The sequence below is a fragment of the Modestobacter sp. VKM Ac-2982 genome, from assembly GCF_026967935.1.
In the GTDB taxonomy this organism is placed as follows: Bacteria; Actinomycetota; Actinomycetes; order Mycobacteriales; family Geodermatophilaceae; genus Modestobacter.
Genome location: NZ_JAPVBL010000006.1, coordinates 149,167 through 166,882, shown reverse-complemented (window position 1 = coordinate 166,882; position 17,716 = coordinate 149,167). Strand labels below are relative to the sequence as shown.

The following is a 17,716-nucleotide window of genomic DNA, read 5'->3' as shown; positions in this document are numbered from 1 at the left end:
CCGGCGCCGGCACGTGGCACCGGCCACATCGACAGAGGGAGATCCACCATGGCAGGCATGATCCGCAAGCTCCTGATCTCGGGCGTCGCGTCCAAGGTCATCCAGGAGGCCCGCAAGCCGCAGAACCAGGCGAAGCTCAAGAAGGCGTTCGCCGACTTCCAGGCCAAGCGCAGCGGCGGCAAGGGCGGCACCGGCCGCCACTGAGCCGGCTCCCGGCAGCGGCGTCCGGTCGGACGCCGCTGCCGTGCCCGCGTCGTCCGCAGGCAGGGACAGGAGCGACGGGCGGGGCGTCCGGCGGTGAGCCTGGTCTCGCACGGCCGTGCGCGACACAATCGTGCAACCTCGTCGTGGCACTGTGGAGGTCGTGTCTGCCGCTGATCCCGGCGCCCCGCTCCGAGACCCGGACCCGGCGCCCGCTCCCCGAGACACTGACCGACCCTGCAGCGCCGAGCACGCGCGCCTGGCCGAGTCGGCCGACATGGCTGCTCCCTGGCGGATGTGGGGGCCGTACCTGGCCGGCCGGCAGTGGGGGACCGTCCGCGAGGACTACTCCGCCGACGGCGACGCCTGGGCGTCCTTCACCTTCGACCACGCCGTCGCCCGCACCTACCGCTGGGGCGAGGACGGCCTGGGTGGCATCTGCGACCGCTACGGCTTCCTCAACTTCTCCGTGGCGATGTGGTACGGCAAGGACCCGGTCCTCAAGGAGCGCCTCTTCGGCCTGACCAACGGCGAGGGCAACCACGGTGAGGACGCCAAGGAGCACTGGTGGCCCACCGACGGCACGCCCACGCACTCCTGGATGCAGTGGCTCTACCGCTACCCGCAGGCCGAGTTCCCGTACGCGCAGCTGCGTGAGGAGAACGCCAAGCGCACCCGGCTGGAGCGGGAGTACGAGCTCGCCGACACCGGGGTCCTGGACGGGGACCGGTTCTTCGACGTCCAGACGACCTACGCCAAGGCCGGCCCGGACGACGTCTGCATCACCGTCACCGCCACCAACCACGGCCCCGAGGCGGCACCGCTGCACCTGCTCCCGCAGGTCTGGTTCCGCAACACCTGGTCCTGGGGACTCGACGACCGCAAGCCCACGCTCACCGCGCAGGACGAGGAGGTCGCGGCGGTCGTCGCCGAGCACGGCTACCTCGGTCGCTGGGTGCTCGCCGCCGACGGCAGCCCCGACGTCCTCACCTGCGACAACGAGACCAACGCCGTCGCCCTGTTCGGTGCCGAGAGCAACGCCAGCGAGTACACGAAGGACGGCATCGACCGCCGCGTCGTCCACGAGGACAAGTCCGCGGTGAACCCCGACCGGACGGGCACGAAGGCCGCGTTCTGGTACCAGTGGGACGCCGTCGAGCCCGGCGAGACCGTCACCGTGAAGCTCCGGCTGACCCAGGCCGAGCCCGAGCAGCAGATGTTCGGTGCGCAGTTCGACGAGGTGCTCAGCCTCCGGAGGGCAGAGGCCGACGAGTTCTACGCCGGCGTCATCCACCCCGGGCTCTCCGATAACGACCGGCACGTGGCCCGTCGCGCCTACGCCGGCCTGCTCTGGACCAAGCAGCTGTACCGCTTCGACGTCGCCCGCTGGCTGGACGGCGACCCCGACGTCCCCGCACCGGCGGAACGCCGGGCCAAGGGACAGCGCAACACCAGCTGGCGGCACGTCGCGCTCGCCGACGTGATCTCCATGCCCGACGAGTGGGAGTACCCGTGGTTCGCCGCGTGGGACACCGCCTTCCACACCCTGCCGCTGGCGCACGTCGACCCCGACTTCGCCAAGGAACAGCTCGTGCTCATGTGCCGCGAGTGGGCGATGCACCCCAACGGTCAGCTCCCGGCCTACGAGTGGGCGTTCGGTGACGTCAACCCGCCGGTGCACGCCTGGGCGGCCTGGCACGTCTACCGGCTCGACGGCTACCGCGACCAGCAGTTCCTCATCCGGGTGTTCACCAAGCTGCTGATGAACTTCTCTTGGTGGGTCAACCGCAAGGACGCCGACGGGTCGAACGTCTTCGAGGGCGGGTTCCTCGGGATGGACAACATCGCGCTGTTCGACCGGTCCGCACCGCTGCCTCCCGGTTACCGGCTGGAGCAGTCGGACGCGACCAGCTGGATGGCGTTCTACTGCCAGCAGATGCTCAAGATCGCCCTCGAGCTGTCGCAGTTCGACCGGGCGTGGGACGGCGTCGTCACCAAGTTCTTCGAGCACTTCCTCGCCATCTCTGAGGCGATGAACGCCTTCGGCTCGCACGAGGTGTCGCTGTGGCACGAGGACGACGGCTTCTTCTACGACGTACTGGTCGCACCGGACGGGACGACGGAGTCGCTGCGGGTGCGCTCGATGGTCGGCCTGCTGCCGATCCTGGGCGCCACCGAGATCCCGGCCTGGGTCGCCGAGCGGTTGCCGGACGTCGCCGAGCGGGTGCGCTGGCTGCAGAAGCGCCGGCCGGAGCTGATGGGCCCGCTGCGCAGCCGGCGGGCGCCGGAGGGCCGCAGGCTGCTGCTCTCGCTCGTGGGCAAGGAGCGGCTGCAGCGGATCCTGCAGCGGATGTTCGACACCGAGGAGTTCCTCTCCCCGTTCGGCATCCGGTCGCTGTCGAAGTCGACGGGGCAGGTGTTCGCCAACGTCGGTGGTCGCGACGTGTCGATCGAGTACGAGCCGGGGGAGTCGCGCACCGGGCTGTTCGGCGGGAACTCGAACTGGCGCGGGCCGGTGTGGTTCCCGGTCAACGTGCTGCTGGCCGACAAGCTGCGCACCCTCGGCCGGCACTACGGCGACTCGTTCACCATCGAGATCCCCACCGGGTCGGGCACGCAGTGCACGCTGGTGGAGGCCGCGGACCTGATCGACAACAGCCTCACCCGGCTGTTCCGCCCGGTGGACGGCAAGCGCCCGGCCGACGGCGACCGGATCGAGTCCAGCGACTCACCGCTGTGGCGTGAGCACCCGACGTTCAGCGAGTTCTTCGACGGCGACACCGGCGAGGGCCTGGGCGCCACCCACCAGACCGGCTGGACGGCGCTGGTCGCTCACCTGCTCAACCCCCGCCTCCCCGCCGACCCCCGCTGGGCCTGATCGGAGAGTTGTCGCTCGTCGACATGCTTCGCCGCGGGACGGTGGTGGCCTTAGATGGCGTCGCTAGCGTTGCCGTGAGGGTGTGCGATCGTCCTGATCTCATCGACGAGTGACGGTTCATACAGCACGTGACCACGATCGAACGTCTTTAGCGAGACACCCTTGTTCTTGTCCAACTTGTCCGCATATGCCACCTCGCGCTGATGGCAGGTCGGACAGGGCCGGATGACAACAAGCGGTGTCAGGTCGATAGCGCCCGTCGGCGAAAGAATGTAGAAGATGTCGTCGGCGAGCGTTTCGGTGGTCGTGATGGACATGTGGTCGAAGTCCGGGTGGTCACCCATTGCTCGCGACGCACTGACGAGAAAATCCCGTTCACGCCGGCGCCACTGTGACTTCTCGATGAGGACCCATGGCCACTCAGTCAGGAACGACGCTCGCTCCAACGCCCGCTCCAAGTGGGGCATCGTCTCGGCCAGGCGCTCGGCTGCTTCCGGCTTGTTACGCGGGCCAGCACCATGTGCCCATCGATTCCATTCAGCCACCAGCTGGTCCAAGTCATACAGTAGGCCTGACCCACCCTTTCCGCGGCGTAGCGCATCCGCCATCCCGGGCACGGGTCCCTCTTCGCGCGCCAGCGGCGATTCCATCGACCGTGCGACATCGATCCAGTGGCCTTGCGACACACCCCTGGTCACGTATGCGACTTCCAGTTTGTCGAGGGCCTCGGTGGTCACCCCGCGATGCCTGGCCCATGCTGCGCCAGTAATCCCAAGGACGGTCGCCAGCGTCTCTGCCGTCCGGAGAGCGACGTCGTACATCTCACGCGCATCACCGGCGAGCTGAAGTTTGCGAACGGAGCGCGCCACCGGGTAGGGGAGCGAACTGCGGGCTTCCGTCAGCACTGAATTGCGCTGAATGCTCGAGAGGTCGAGGGTCGCCAGGGACACCGGCCGGCTCGGGGCTGACGGGGGCCGTACGGGCAACGGAGGCCTGGCCGGCGCCGGATGGGAAGGCCCTTGTGACAAAGGTTCCACGCTTGACGCGGGCTGCCCAGGCACTTGCGCAGCAGCGTCTTTGCGCCGCCGCTGCCGGATCACCCGTCGGCGGACCAGCAGTCGCACGTAGGCCGGAATAACACCGAAAAGCAGGCCGAAGACGAGGGCCGCAAGTAACGCGTCCAGCCAGCGCGGAAGCGAGCTGGTGCGGGCGCTCTCGGTCGTTGGGAAGGCGATCGCAAGACCGGCAAAGATGGTCCAGCAAGCAGTCCACCAAGCCAGCCAGTCGCGATATGGCGGCTTGTCGTACAGCCCCAGAATGCCGCCAAGTTCCCTCGGTGGGACTTCTCGGTCCGGGTCCAGCGAGAACCTCATGCGCAGACCGTATGTGGGACACGTGACTTCATGCTCGGTGGCCGCGCCGACAGTACGTCTGGCTGATCAGCCGCTCGTCGCCCGAGCTCGTGAGCCGACGGGGTGGGCGGTGGTGATGCGCTCCGTCAGGTGCACCTCAACGGTGTCGCCAGCCTGCTTGCCGATCGCAGCGCGGAGCGCGGCACGCACCGGCAGCTTGTGCGTCCCGTCGCCGAGCGCCATGAACGAACTCCGGAACGGGTGTCCGTCGATCGTCCCGATGACCTTCACGAGCCCGCGGGTGCCGAAGAAGGTGACCGAGTCCGGCCACACCAGGTACGTCCATCCGCCGTCCGCCGGGCTCTTCAGCAACCGGGCCGTGAACCGCTCGTCGAGGGCGGTCATCACGCACCTTCCACCAGCACCAGGACGTTGCCGTCTGGGTCGCGGACACTGAACATCGGCGGGGCCATCTCGCCCATCCGCAGCACCTCGTCGTCGACGTCCACGCCCCGCCCGCGCAGCTGCGCGTGGGCGGCGTCCGCGTCGGCCGTGCCCAGCCGGATGCCCGGTGGGAAGCCGCTGCCCGCCGCGATGAGGGCGATCGACGTCCCCCCGCCGGCCGGCGCCACTTCGACCCAGCGCATGCCTGGACCCAGATCCGTGTCGCGGACGACCTGCAAGCCCAGGTCGTCCACGTAGAAGTCCAGGGCCCGCTGCAGGTCCGACACCACCACGGTTGTCGTGGCAACCCGGGTGATGCCTGTCGTGGCCTCGTTCATGACGCTCCCACTCCGCCCGGCGCGCACCGCCAGGCAGAGATGGAGACCCGGCTCGTCCCCAGAAGTCATCGCCGAAGCCGGAGAGGGGCCGAAGTCGCGACTTCGGCCCTTCAGGGGATGGGGGCGCCGAGGAGGGCGTGGGGGGTCCAGGTCTGGAGGGCATCGGCGTGGCCGGCGGAGCGGAGGGCCAGGGCGGCGGCGCCGATCCAGCCGGCCTCGCTGCCGAGCTCGGCGACCCGCACCGGCGGGGCGGAGCGCCACGCCAACCCCGCCGCCAGTCCGGCTCGGACCGGTTCCAGCAGGGCGTCGCCCGCCGCGGTGAAGCCGCCGCCCAACACGATCGTGGTCGGGTCTAGCAACAGCGTCGCGGTGACCAGGCCCTGGGCCAGCACGGCCATCGCCTCGGCCCACACCCGGTCGGCGTCCGCGTCGTGGCCCAGCCGGGCGACGACGTCTTCGGCCGGCAGCGAGACGCCAGAGAGAGCCGCGTACCGGCGGGCCAGCCCGGCTCCCGACGCGTACACCTCCAGGCAGCCGCTCTGCCCGCACGTGCACGCCTCGCCGCCGGGGACCATCGGGATGTGGCCGAGTTCGCCGGCCGCCCCGCCGTCCCCGGTCACCGACCGGCCACCGGCCACCAGCGCCGCGGCCACGCCGGTGCCGATGGTCACGAGCACGAAGTCCTCGACGCCGCGCGCCGCCCCGAGCAGCTGCTCGGCCAGCCCCGCCGTCCGCACGTCGTGGCCGGTCACCACCGGCAGCCCGGTCGCCTCGGCGAGCAGCGCCCGCAGCGGCACGTCCCGCCAGTCCAGGTTCGACGCGTAGACGACCGTCCCGGCCGCCTCGTCGAGCATCCCCGGGGTCACCACGCCGGCGCCGACCACGTCCAGACCGTGGTCACGCGCGAGGGCAGCCAGGGAGCGGAGGTGGCCGGCGATGGCGCCGACGGTGTCCGTCGCCGGGTCGGTGGGCCAGCGCTCGACCACCACCGGGCGGCCGTCGCGCGTCACGACCGCGCCCTTCATCGAGGTGCCGCCGACGTCGATCGCCAGCACCGCAGGAGTGGTCGTCACGAGGCGAGCGCCTCGACGACAGCCCGGATCGGGCCGGCGGAGGTGGCCAGCCGCGGGACGGCGTCGTAGCTGACCTCCGTTGCCGAAACGGACGGCGACGCGACCGGCGAAGCCGCCCGCAGGTGCACCTCCGGCACGCCGGTCTCCGCGACGAGGGACGCCACGTTCGACCCACGCACCGACCCACCCGCGAGCACGGTGATCCGGTCGCCCGCCAGCTCGACCAACGAGCGCAGCACGTCAGCCCCCGCCGCAGCCGTCGGCGCACCACCCGAGGTCAGCACCCGGGACACCCCGGCGGAGATCAGCACCGGCAGCGCGGCGGGGAGGTCGGGGAGGGTGTCGAACGCCCGGTGGAACGTCACCGGGCACCGCCCGGCGGCCTTCATCAGCCGGGACAGCACAGCGGTGTCGATCGCGCCCTCGGCGGTCAGCGCCCCGACCACGAACCCGACCTGCGCCGACGCGGGCAGCGCCCGGACGGCGGCGATGTCGGCGAGCATCACGTCGACCTCGGCGGGGGAGTACACGAAGTCCCCGGCGCGCGGCCGGATCAGCACCTGCACGCCGATCCGCGACACCTCGGCGAGGACCGTGGACACCAGCCCGATCGACGGCGTCGTCCCGCCCTCCGACAGCGCCGCGCACACCTCGACCCGGTCCGCGCCGCACTCCTCGGCGAGCGTCGCGCCGGCGACGTCGTCGATGCAGATCTCGACCGCGGTCACCGGGCGGCCAGCCAGGCGAGGACGTCGGCGCCCGGCTCGATCGCACCGACCGGCACCCCACCGCCGAGCACCGGGAGCGCGGTCAGGGAGGCCGCGGCGGAGACGTCCACGCCCAGCCCACCCAGCACGGTCAGCGCCAGCATCGTCGTCGCCCGCGGGTTGCCGTCGACGATCTTCATCGCCACCGCCTGGCCGTCCGGCCCGGCCACGCCGATCACGCCCTCCGCGCCGCCCTTGGCGACCGCGCCCGGCACGAGCTCCATCACCGCGGAGTTCTGGTGTCCGGTGCCGCCGACGAAGAAGGGGTGCGTCCGCATCGCGGAGGCCACCTGAGCGGCCGGTCCGTCGACAGCCAGCGACAGCGCACGGAAGGCAGTCGCCAGGCCGCGCACCGTGGTCCCGAACAGCGGAGCGCCGCAGCCGTCGATCGCGTCGTGCCGCACCGGCGCACCGGTCCACTCCGCCGTCACCGCGCGCACGTGCTGCTGCAACGGGTGTCCCGGGTCCAGGTAGGAGTCCGTCGGCCAGCCGTTGACCGCGCAGGCCAGCAGCATCGCGGCGTGCTTGCCCGAGCAGTTCATCCGCACCGCACTGCGTTCGGCGCCGGCCCGGATGAGCGCGACGCGGGTCGCCTCGTCCTCGGGCCAGTCGACCGGGCACTGCAGCGCCGACTCGTCCAGCCCGGCCCGGTCCAGCAGCCGGCGCACGACGTCGGCGTGCGCGTCCTCGCCGGTGTGGCTGCCGGCGGCGATCGCCAGCTCCGGACCGGTCAGCGGCGCGCCGGCGGTCAGGCAGGCCAGTGCCTGCAGCGGCTTGGTGGTGGAGCGCGGCAGGATCGTGGCGTCGGGGTCGCCGAGGGACAGCGCCACGGAGCCGTCGGCGTCCAGGGCGAGCAGCGAGCCGAGGTGCCGGCTCTCCACCAGGCCCGAGCGGCGGACCACGGCGAGTTCAGCGGACAACGGGGGTCTCCAGTTCACGGTCGGCGGCCTGCTCGGCGGGCCCGGACGGCGGCGCCACCTGGCGACGGACCCGGGTGCGCAGCCGTGCGGCCAGGTAGGACAGGGCGCCGTTGAACACCAGGTAGATCAGCGCCACCACGAGGAAGGTCTGGATGAGCAGCCGGTTGTAGGCGCTGAGCACCTGCGCTCGGTAGAGCAGCTCGGTGAAGGCGACGACGTAGCCCAGCGAGGTGTCCTTGATCAGGCTCACCAGCTGGGTGACCAGGGACGGCGTCACGTGCCGCAGCGCCTGGGGCAGGACGACGAAGCGCATCGCCTGGCCGCGCCGGATGCCCAGGCTCAGCGCCGCCTCCATCTGCCCGCGCGGCAGGGCGAGCACCCCGGCCCGGACGATCTCGGCGACCACCGCGGCGTTGGCGATGGTCAGCGGCACGACGAGCTTCCAGAGCACCGGCAGGTTGATCCCGTAGGCCGGCAGCCCGAACAGCATCAGGTAGATCAGCAGCAGCACCGGGATGGTCCGGGCCACCTCGATGTAGCCGGTCGACAGCCAGCGCAGCGGCCGGTTCTGCGACAGCCGGCCGATGGCCAGCAGCACGCCGAACGCCCCGGCCAGGACGGCGACCAGCGCGGCCGCCAGCGCGGTGCCGCGCAGCCCGACCAGCAGGTAGGACCAGATCGGCCAGTCGAGGAACGGCGTCCACCGGTCGGCGTCCAGCTGCCCGGTCCGGCCGAACTGCACCAGCGCCAGGGTCAGCAGGCCGGCCAGCACCAGGGCGCTGACCACCGAGCCGAGCATGATCCGCCGCCGGGCGCGGGGCCCGGGGGCGTCGTAGAGAAAGGCACCGGTGTGGCTCATCGGTGGATCGCCACCTTCTTCTCGATCCGCCCGGCGGCCAGCCCGATGGCCAGCGCGAGCGCCATGTAGGTGAGGCCGGCGGCGGTGAAGATCGGGATCGGCTGGGCCGCGACCAGGTTCACCTTGTTCACCGCCGAGGTCAGCTCGACCACGCCGACGGTCGCGGCCAGGGCGGTGTTCATCAGCAGCGCGATCATCACGTTGCCCAGCGGCTGGACCACCGCGCGCACCGCCTGCGGGACGACGACGTGCCGCAGCGTCTGCGACAGCCGCAGCCCCAGCGCCCGGGCGGCCTCGACCTGCCCGACAGCCACGGTGTTGATGCCGCTGCGCACCGCCTCGGCGACGTACGCCGCCTCGTAGACGGTGAGCACGACGATGACCGTGGTGGTCAGTGGCATCAGCAGCCCGGCGTCGGGCAGGGCGAAGACCGCCAGCAGCAGCAGCGCCAGCAGGGGGACGTTGACGAACACCTGCACGTAGGCGAACGCGGCCCCGCGCAGCACCGGGATGGGGCTCACCCGGGCCACGGTGATCAGCACCCCGAGCACCAGGGAGCCGGCCGCGGAGATCACCAGGATCAGCACGGTCGTCCCCAGTGCCCTCAGCAAGGGGTCCAGGTTCTCGATCACTGCAGTCACGTCGTCGTCCTCTGCTGGCGCTGCTGCCTCAGGGGTGCCGGGTCAGGAGCCCGGCACCGAGCCGATCTCCGGCGGCGTCGGGGCGTCGCCCTCGACGACCGTGCCGAGGGTGGCCTCCCAGATCTCGGCCCACGAGCCGTCGTCCTCGATCTCCTCCAGCCAGGTGTTCACGAACTCCTTGAACTCCGGGTCCTCCGGGGGGAGGCCGATGCCGTAGGGCTCCTCGGTGAACGGCTGGACGGCGATCTTGATGTCGTCGTTGGCGTCCGCCGCGGCCAGCAGGAGGGTGTAGTCCTGCACATAGGCGTCGCCGCGGCCCTGCACCAGCGCCTGCACCGCCTGCGGGTCGGTGGCGAAGCTGGTCACCTCGGCGCCGGGGGCGACCTCGGGCACCGCGGTGACCGCCGGGGTGTTCGCGCCGACGATCACGTTCTTGCCGTCGAGGTCCTCGATGCTGGAGATGTCCTCGTTGTCGGCGGCGACGGCCACCGCGAGGCCCGAGGTGAAGTACGGGCCGGCGAAGCTGATCTGCTCGGCCCGTTCCTCGGTGATCGTGTAGGTGTTGAAGACGACGTCGACGGTGCCGTTCTGCAGCAGCGCCTCCCGGGTCTCCGACGCCGGCGGCACGATCTCGATGTTCGGCTCGCCCAGGATGTAGATGGCCAGCATCTTCGCGAGGTCGATGTCGAAGCCCTCGACGTCCTCGGGGTTGCTCGGGTCCTGCTGGGAGAGCAGCGGCGCGTCCAGGGCGGCGGCGACGCGCAGCACGCCCCGCTCCTTGATCTCGGCCATCGTGGACTCGGGGAGGATCAGCTCCTCGTCGGCGACCGGCGCGTCCTCGTAGACGGCGTCCAGGCCGGAGGCGGCGGTGTCGTCGCCGCCTCCGGGGACGGCGTCGGACGAGGAGTCGGACGACCCGCACCCGGCGACCGCCACCGAGGCGGTGGCCAGCACGGCGGTGATCAGCGGGAAGCGGCGCCTGGGAAGGCGGATGTCACTCATGCCTTGCCTTTCTGATCAGCCCGGCCGGGGGAGCGGCGCCGGGCGTGGGGTGGGCGGGTCCGCCCGGGGTTGCGCTCGGCCGTCAGTGGGCCAGCACGTTGGAGAGGAACGAGCGCGCGCGCTCGCTCCGGGTGGCGTCGAAGAACTCCGCCGGTGGGGCCTCTTCGACGATCTGACCGGCGTCCATGAAGACGACGCGGTCGGCGGCGCGGCGGGCGAAGCCCATCTCGTGGGTCACCACGACCATGGTCATGCCGTCCCGGGCGAGGCCCACCATCACCTCGAGGACCTCGCTGACCATCTCCGGGTCCAGCGCCGAGGTCGGCTCGTCGAAGAGCATCAGCTTCGGGTCCATCGCCAGCGACCGGGCGATCGCGGCGCGCTGCTGCTGACCGCCGGAGAGCTGAGCGGGGAAGCGGTCGGCCTTGTCGGCGATGCCCACCCGCTCCAGCAGCGCCATCCCCTCGGCGCGGGCGGTGGCCTTGGCCACCTTGCGGACCTTGAGCGGCGCCAGCATCACGTTGTCCAGCACGCTCAGGTGGCCGAACAGGTTGAAGGACTGGAAGACCATCCCGACGTCGGCGCGCAGCTGGGCGAGCTGGGCGCCCTCCTCGGGCAGCGGCCGGCCGTCGACCCGGATCTCACCGGCGTCGATCGGCTCGAGCCGGTTGATCGTGCGGCACAGCGTCGACTTGCCCGACCCGGACGGCCCGATGACCACGACGACCTCCTGCGGGGCGACGTCCAGGTCGATCGAGCGGAGCACGTGCAGCTCGCCGAAGCGCTTGTCGACGCCGCGCATGCTCACCATCGGCGTGCTCATCGTCGTCCTCCTCACGATCGGCGTTGAACGTTGGGGGAAGGCTAAGTGGCGATCGTTACAACGAGAAGTCCATGAAGTATTTCCACTTCCGGAGTAAGTGTCCGTTGCTTCGGACGGCGGGCGTTGCTTCACTGACCGGCATGCCCACCTCCGCCGGTGACCGGTCGGCCACCTCCCCGAGCGAGGTGCTCTCGCTGGTCCGGCTCGGCCGCGCCACCTCTCGCGCCGACGTCGCCCGCGAGACGGGGCTCTCGGCGACCACCGCCGCCGCCCGGGTGGAGATGCTGATCCGGCGCGGCTGGCTCGTGGAGACCGGCACCGGGCCCTCGGCCGGCGGGCGGCCGCCGCGCCGGCTGGAGATGCGCGGCGCGGCCGGCCTGGTGGTCGCCGTCAGCCTGGGGGAGCGGCACGCGGCGATCGCCGTCCTGGACGCCGCCGGCCGTCAGGTCGCCGAGCGGCACCTGCCCATCGCCGTCTCCGACGGCCCGGAGGCCGTGCTGCGCACCGTGGTCAGCACGGTCACCGACGCGGTCGCCGGGCTGGAGGACGCCCCGCCGCTGCTGGCCATGTGCGTGGGCGTGCCCGGGCCGGTCAGCGCGCGTACCGGACTGGTCGTCTCCCCGGCCCGGATGCCCGGCTGGAACGGCGCCGACGTCGCCGCGATCGTGCAGCAGTGGCTCTCCGTGCCGGTGATCGTGCAGAACGACGCGAACCTGATGGCGCTGGGCGAGCACGCCGCCGGGGGTTCGCCGGCGGAGCAGATGGTCTTCGTGAAGGTCGGCTCGGGCATCGGCTGCGGCGTCGTCGCCGGCGGGGTGCTGCACCGGGGGAGCGGCGGGTTCGCGGGGGACATCAGCCACACCACCGTGCCCGGCGCCCCACCGGTGCCCTGCTCGTGCGGGCGGGTCGGCTGCCTGGACGCGGTGGCGAGTGGAGCCGCGCTGGTCGAGCAACTCGCCGAGCGCGGGGTGCCCGCCCCGGACACCGAGGGGATGCTCGACCTGGCCCGGGACGCGCACCCGCTGACCACCCAGCTGCTGCGCGAGGCGGGGGGGAGCACCGGCACCGTGCTCTCGACCATCCTGAACTTCTTCAACCCCGAGCGGCTGGTGATCGGCGGGCACCTGAGCAGCGCCGAGGCCTTCGTCGCCGGGGTGCGGTCGGCGATCTACGCGCAGTGCCCGCCGATGATCACCGACGGCCTGGAGATCGCGGTCAGCCGCGTGGGCCAGCAGGCCGCCGTGCTCGGCGCCGCCCGTGAGGCGCTGGACCTGGCGTTCTCCCCGGAGCAGCTGGCCGCGCGCGGCGCCTCCCGCTGAGGTCTCCCTGGGGCGCCGGACGACCCGGCGAGGACCGTGACGTGAACAGGCGCTGACTGGTGTCGACTTGTCGGCATTCCTCGTTACCTTGGCTCAGCAACCGCACAGCCGGTCCACGAGGGGCGGCTGACGAGCTTGGGGGAGATCGCGTGCGCAGACGGACGACGGTGACGGTCGCGGCAGTGGTGCTGGCGATGAGCTTCGGGGCGGTGACCCCCGCGGCGGCGAGCCCGGGTGGTCACGACAACGGCCACGGGAACGGCCATGGCCAGGGGAACGGCCACGGCCATGGCAAGGGGCACGGTGGCGGGCAGGGCGGCGGCCACGGCAAGGGGCAGAGCCTCGAGCTCACCATGCTGGCCACGACCGACGTCCACGGCCGCGCGCAGGACTGGGACTACTTCCGCGACGCGCCGTACACCGACAGGGCCGGTGACGCGACGGGCCTGGCCCGGATCTCCTCGGTGGTCGACTCGGTACGCGCCGAGAAGGGCGCGGACAGCGTCTTCGTCGTCGACAACGGCGACTTCCTGCAGGGCACGCCGCTCACCTACCTCGCCGCCCAGCAGCCGCCGGAGGCCGAGCACCCGATCGCGGCGGCCTACGACGTCATCGGCTACGACGCCCAGGTCGTCGGCAACCACGAGTTCAACTACGGCCTGGACACCCTCGCCGGCTACGTCGACGACGTCGACCACCCGGTGCTCGGCGCCAACGTCATCGACGTGGAGATCGGCGAGCCGTACCTGCCGCCGTACACGCTGGAGCGGATGAAGGTGCGCGGCGCCAAGCCGGTCACCGTCGGCATCATCGGCCTCACCACACCGGGCTCGGCGATCTGGGACCGCAACAACGTCGAGGGCGAGCTCGAGTTCCGCGACATGGTGGAGACGGCGGAGGAGTGGGTGCCGGTCGTCGCCGAGCAGGCCGACGTCGTCGTCGTCCTGGCGCACGCCGGGGTCGGCGGGACGTCGTCCTACGACGACCCGGCCGTCGGCACGGAGAACCCCTCCGACGTCATCGCCCGCACGGTGCCCGGCATCGACGCGATGGTCGTCGGCCACACGCACCGCGACGCCCCGTCCCAGGTCGTGGTCAACGAGGTCACCGGCGAGGAGGTGCTGCTCACCCAGCCCTACCGCTGGGGCGCCACGGTCAGCCAGGTCGACTTCGAGCTGACCAAGACCCGTGGTCAGTGGGACGTCACCGAGGCCACGGCCACCGCACTGCGCACCAGGGACTACCCGGAGGACCCCGACGTCCTCGCCGTCACCGACGAGGCGCACCAGGCGACCGTCGACTACGTCAACCAGGTCGTGGCCACCTCCACCGAGGAGCTGACCACGCTCACCAGCCGGTACGAGGACACCCCGATCCTCGACTTCATCCAGCAGGTGCAGACCGAGACCGTCGACGCTGCGCTCGGGGGCACCGAGTGGGCCGACCTGCCGGTGCTGTCGATCGCCGCGCCGTTCAGCCGGGAGGCGGTCTTCCCGGAGGGCGAGGTCACCATCCGGGACATCGCCGGGCTCTACGTCTTCGACAACACCCTGGAGGCGGTGGAGATGACCGGCGCCCAGGTGCGCGACTACCTGGAGGAGTCGGCGAGCTACTTCACCCAGGTGCCGGCCACCGGGCCCGTCGACCCGGAGACGATCACCAACGCCGACGGGACGCCGGACTACAACTACGACGTGCTCTCCGGCGTCGAGTACGACCTGGACGTCTCCCGGCCGGTCGGCGAGCGGGTCACCCGGCTGGAGATCGACGGTGAGCCGGTGGCCGACGACGCCCGCTTCGTCGTCGCGGTGAACAACTACCGGCGCTCCGGCGGTGGCGGTTTCCCGCACATCTCCACGGCCCCGGTGGTCTACAACGAGCAGCTGGAGATCCGCCAGCTGCTCATCGAGTGGGCCCAGGAGCGCGGCGTGATCGACCCGGCCGACTTCTACGTGGAGAACTGGCAGCTCGTCCGCGACGGCGAGCCGCTGCTCGGCTGATCCCCACGGAGGTGCCGGGATCACGCCCCCGGCCTCTCCGGACCGACGAACGCCCCGTCCTCCCTCGGGAGAGCGGGGCGTTCGCGTACGTCGGGGCCGCAGACGACGTCCGCCCCGCTCCGGCGGACCGGAACGGGGCGGACGTGGTCGTGCCGGGGGAGCTCAGGCGCTGGACTCAGCGATCCCGAACTGGACCTTGCCGGTCGGGTCGGGCTGCGCGTCCAGGACCTTGTCGTCGAGGACCGTCGCAGCCTTCTCGTCCAGGAACACCCGGGCGCCGGACTGGTCCAGCACCTGGTCGTCCTCGGCCGGCACGGCGGCCAGGCTCAGCGCGAGCGACTGGGCGGTCGGGTCGTTGGCGATCCGCAGGCCGCCCTGCTCGGGGGTCTCGGACTGGTCGAGGATCCCGCGGATCGCGGTTGCTGCCTGGGGGGTCAACGTGAGCATCGGTGAGGTTTCCTCTCGTGTCTGGTGCCCTGACCAGCTGCGGAAGGGTGTGGCGCGGCACTGCGCCACACCCTCCGGCAGTTCGTCGGCCGCCCCTGCGGGCGACCGGGCCGTACGGGGCCGGGACTCGCTACCTCGCACGTCCCAACGTCGCGGTCGGGGAGACACGAGGCAAGGGGCACCGCCGATCGTCACGGGGTCGCAACACCCCCGGCGACGTCAGACCAGACGACGCGCGGAGTTGTAGCCCCACATGGTGTCGACGTTGATGGTGCGGACGACGTCCCCTGCGGTCGGCGCGTGCACCATCAGCCCGTTGCCGATGTAGATGCCGACGTGACCCACCGGGTCGTAGAAGAAGACCAGGTCACCGGGCTGCAGGTCGGCGCGGGCCACCGGGACGCCCATCGTCGACTGCATGCGGGAGGAGTGCGGCAGCGTGATGCCGGCGGCCGCGTAGGAGTACTGGGTCAGCCCCGAGCAGTCGTAGACGTTCGGACCGGCGCCGGCCCAGACGTAGGGCTTGCCCTGCTGGGCGAGCGCCGTGTCGACGATGATCTGAGCAGCTGCGTTCGGCGCCGCGACCGGGGCGGCCGCAGCTGCGACGGGGGCTGCGGCGGGTGCGCCACCGCCACCGACGGAGGCCTGGGCGGCCATCGGGGTGAGGGCGACGCCGGCGCTGGCGAACAGCGCGATCAGTGCCCGGCGACCGGAGCGAGAGGGACGACGGGCAGGGGACGTGCGAGTGGTCGTCATGGACGACGGGTTCTCCTTGTTCTCCTCGACCGCCTACCGAGTTAGCTGACGGGTTCGGGCGGGGAACTCGCCCGGCGCTCCGGCACTCGCATGCCGTCGCGCTTCACCCCAGAACTGCGGTGGGTCCCCGGTCCGGGCGTTCGCTGCGACGTCGCAGCGGGTGCCCGGTTCGGCGGTGCTCGCCGGTGTCACCGTGTGGTGACTCAGGGACCGGCGGGCGCGGATGACGGTAGGTCCGTCATGGATTCGTCACAAAGTGCCGCCTGTCGCGGTTCCGACACCCCGTGGGGCCGCAACACGCCCGGGCGACTCGGGCGACTCGCCGACGTGACGTCGGGCAACGCCGGAGGGTGGTGCGTGCGACGACGGCTCGGATCGGCTGTTCCCGGTCGCAAGCCGATTTCGGCTGGACCGGCGGGTGTGCACCGTCCGTGCTCGGCGCATCACGCCGACGTCGGGGGTTGTCGCGACGCCCGCCGTTGGAGTCCGGTCGCGACCGGGGAGACCGGCGTGGGCTGCTGGCTCGTCGACCGTGGTGGAGTTCGAGCGGCGTGCTGGTGTGTCGGACCGGCTCGCGTCAAGGGGTCAGGGTGATCTGTGGACAAGCGCCTGACCTGTGGATTCGCATTGTGGGAGTCCTTCTTCGGCGGTAGTATTCGTACACACGTTCGAACCGGTCGGAAGGTGTCATGAGCGAGTTCCAGTCGGCTCTGGATGCCTTGGCGGCCGATGACCTGCACGGGCTCACCGACGGGCAGGTGTTGGACCGGACGGCAATGCTGGTGCAGCTCGGCAATCGGGTCGCGGCGGAGTTGACCCGCACGGTGCGGCACGCAGAGCTGACGCAGGCCTGGGAGCACGACGGGTTGAAGTCGATGCGGTCGTGGTTGATCGGGCACGCCCGGTTGTCGCAGACGGAGGCGTCGCGGATCGTGCGGTCGGGGCGGGTGTTGGAGCACTTCCCGGCGCTGGCGGCCGGGTTCGCCGGCGGTGAGATCACGGCGGCGCAGGTGAACGTGGTGGCGGAGAAGGTCGGGGCGGGTGAGGTGGCCCGGGCCGAGGAGCAGGGCATCGACCTGGGTGCCTTCGACCAGGTGTGGGCGCGGGTGGCCACGGAGTCCCCGCACGAGTCGCTGGCCGCCGCGGTGCAGGCCTTCGACCGCCCTGGACCCCGACGGTCCGGAGCCGGATCCGACGGAGGGTCGTCGGTTCACGATGGTCAAGCACGCCGATGGGAGTGTGACCGGCCGGTTGGAGCTGGATGCGGTGGGTGGGGAGAAGGTGCAGGCGGCGATCGAGTCGATCGTGAAGGCCGACCGGCCCAAGGGCGATGAGCGCACCCGGGCCCAGCAGAGCGGCGATGCCTTCGTGCAGCTGTGTGACAACCAGCTGGCGTCGGGGAACCTGCCGATCCTGCGAACGGTGAAGCCGCACGTGGTGGTGGGCATCGACCTGGACGACCTGGTCGATCCGGCGACCGGTGCCGCTGCTGCGGAGATGGGGTTCGGGGCGACGATCTCTGCGGCCCGGGCCCGTTACCTGGCGTGTGACGGCAGCATCTCCCGGATCGTGATGGGCCCCGATGGCGTGCCGCTGGATCTCGGGAGAGATCACCGGGTGGTCACCCCGGGCCTGCGCAAGGCGGTGGAACGGCGGGACAAGTCCTGCGTGTTCGCCGGCTGCGGTGCCCCGTCATGGTGGTGCGACGTCCACCACCTCATCCACTGGCTGCACGGCGGGGAGACGTCGCTGCAGAACTCAGCCCTGTTGTGCGAACGGCACCACACGAAGGTCCACCACGGGTTCCGGGTGGAGCGAGATCCCGGCGGTCGATGGCGCACCTACCGGCCCGACGGCACCGAGATCCTCATCGGAGCACTGGCGCACTGATCGGCC

At 71.4% G+C, this 17,716-nt stretch carries 16 protein-coding genes, 1 pseudogene and 1 riboswitch; of the genes and pseudogenes, 5 read left to right on the top strand and 12 right to left on the bottom strand.

The window, feature by feature from the left end; all coding sequences use genetic code 11:
• Positions 1 to 57 precede the first annotated feature (57 nt).
• Both O2W20_RS20490 and O2W20_RS20485 read left to right on the top strand, forming a co-directional pair.
• Positions 58 to 204 (top strand): hypothetical protein, encoded by a 147-nt coding sequence (locus O2W20_RS20490; RefSeq protein ID WP_269173468.1) that lies wholly within the window; start codon positions 58 to 60, stop codon positions 202 to 204.
• 274 nt (positions 205 to 478) lie between these two features.
• Positions 479 to 3,079, top strand: coding sequence for an MGH1-like glycoside hydrolase domain-containing protein (locus O2W20_RS20485; RefSeq protein WP_269173467.1), 2,601 nt, complete (start codon positions 479 to 481; stop codon positions 3,077 to 3,079).
• Positions 3,080 to 3,129: 50 nt separating this feature from the next.
• Here O2W20_RS20485 and O2W20_RS20480 read toward each other — a convergent pair whose 3' ends face one another.
• The 10 genes from O2W20_RS20480 to O2W20_RS20435 all read right to left on the bottom strand — a co-directional run bounded on the left by O2W20_RS20480 (position 3,130) and on the right by O2W20_RS20435 (position 11,298).
• Complete coding sequence (locus O2W20_RS20480; protein ID WP_269173466.1) at positions 3,130 to 4,452, bottom strand: hypothetical protein; 1,323 nt, start codon at positions 4,450 to 4,452, stop codon at positions 3,130 to 3,132.
• Between the two features lie 66 nt (positions 4,453 to 4,518).
• Entirely contained in the window at positions 4,519 to 4,836 is a 318-nt protein-coding gene (locus O2W20_RS20475; protein WP_269173465.1) for a DUF1905 domain-containing protein, read from the bottom strand.
• Positions 4,836 to 5,213: a VOC family protein gene (locus O2W20_RS20470; RefSeq protein ID WP_269173464.1), complete on the bottom strand. Its 378-nt coding sequence runs from the start codon at positions 5,211 to 5,213 to the stop codon at positions 4,836 to 4,838. The genes O2W20_RS20475 and O2W20_RS20470 overlap by 1 nt, the downstream gene beginning before the upstream one ends.
• Before the next feature lie 110 nt (positions 5,214 to 5,323).
• A complete protein-coding gene (locus O2W20_RS20465) occupies positions 5,324 to 6,286 on the bottom strand; it encodes an ROK family protein (RefSeq protein WP_269173463.1) in 963 nt (320 codons plus the stop codon).
• The gene (locus O2W20_RS20460; protein WP_269173462.1) at positions 6,283 to 7,014 is read right to left on the bottom strand and encodes a copper homeostasis protein CutC; all 732 of its coding nucleotides are present in this window, start codon (positions 7,012 to 7,014) and stop codon (positions 6,283 to 6,285) included. The genes O2W20_RS20465 and O2W20_RS20460 overlap by 4 nt, the downstream gene beginning before the upstream one ends.
• Entirely contained in the window at positions 7,011 to 7,973 is a 963-nt protein-coding gene (locus O2W20_RS20455) for an asparaginase (protein WP_269173461.1), read from the bottom strand. The genes O2W20_RS20460 and O2W20_RS20455 overlap by 4 nt, the downstream gene beginning before the upstream one ends.
• On the bottom strand, positions 7,963 to 8,832 hold the full coding sequence (locus O2W20_RS20450) for an amino acid ABC transporter permease (protein WP_269173460.1): 870 nt from the start codon (positions 8,830 to 8,832) through the stop codon (positions 7,963 to 7,965). Before O2W20_RS20450 ends, O2W20_RS20455 begins: the two co-directional genes overlap by 11 nt.
• Positions 8,829 to 9,473 carry an amino acid ABC transporter permease gene (locus tag O2W20_RS20445; protein WP_269173459.1) on the bottom strand — a complete coding sequence of 215 codons (645 nt, stop codon included), beginning with the start codon at positions 9,471 to 9,473 and terminating at the stop codon, positions 8,829 to 8,831. The genes O2W20_RS20450 and O2W20_RS20445 overlap by 4 nt, the downstream gene beginning before the upstream one ends.
• 42 nt (positions 9,474 to 9,515) lie before the next feature.
• Entirely contained in the window at positions 9,516 to 10,475 is a 960-nt protein-coding gene (locus O2W20_RS20440; RefSeq protein WP_269173458.1) for a glutamate ABC transporter substrate-binding protein, read from the bottom strand.
• A gap of 82 nt (positions 10,476 to 10,557) precedes the next feature.
• Positions 10,558 to 11,298 carry an amino acid ABC transporter ATP-binding protein gene (locus tag O2W20_RS20435; protein ID WP_269173457.1) on the bottom strand — a complete coding sequence of 247 codons (741 nt, stop codon included), beginning with the start codon at positions 11,296 to 11,298 and terminating at the stop codon, positions 10,558 to 10,560.
• Positions 11,299 to 11,438: 140 nt separating this feature from the next.
• Here O2W20_RS20435 and O2W20_RS20430 point away from each other — a divergent pair, with 140 nt between their 5' ends.
• On the top strand, positions 11,439 to 12,617 hold the full coding sequence (locus tag O2W20_RS20430; RefSeq protein WP_269173456.1) for an ROK family transcriptional regulator: 1,179 nt from the start codon (positions 11,439 to 11,441) through the stop codon (positions 12,615 to 12,617).
• Between the two features lie 149 nt (positions 12,618 to 12,766).
• On the top strand, positions 12,767 to 14,617 hold the full coding sequence (locus O2W20_RS20425) for a bifunctional metallophosphatase/5'-nucleotidase (protein ID WP_269185528.1): 1,851 nt from the start codon (positions 12,767 to 12,769) through the stop codon (positions 14,615 to 14,617).
• A gap of 162 nt (positions 14,618 to 14,779) precedes the next feature.
• Here O2W20_RS20425 and O2W20_RS20420 read toward each other — a convergent pair whose 3' ends face one another.
• Both O2W20_RS20420 and O2W20_RS20415 read right to left on the bottom strand, forming a co-directional pair.
• On the bottom strand, positions 14,780 to 15,064 hold the full coding sequence (locus O2W20_RS20420; RefSeq protein WP_269173454.1) for a HesB/IscA family protein: 285 nt from the start codon (positions 15,062 to 15,064) through the stop codon (positions 14,780 to 14,782).
• A 219-nt stretch (positions 15,065 to 15,283) separates the two neighbouring features.
• Complete coding sequence (locus O2W20_RS20415; protein ID WP_331254065.1) at positions 15,284 to 15,820, bottom strand: C40 family peptidase; 537 nt, start codon at positions 15,818 to 15,820, stop codon at positions 15,284 to 15,286.
• Positions 15,821 to 15,836: 16 nt separating this feature from the next.
• A riboswitch (cyclic di-AMP (ydaO/yuaA leader) is annotated at positions 15,837 to 15,969 on the bottom strand.
• A 540-nt stretch (positions 15,970 to 16,509) separates the two neighbouring features.
• Here O2W20_RS20415 and O2W20_RS22835 point away from each other — a divergent pair.
• Positions 16,510 to 17,710, top strand: a pseudogene (locus tag O2W20_RS22835) (DUF222 domain-containing protein).
• Positions 17,711 to 17,716: the final 6 nt, after the last annotated feature.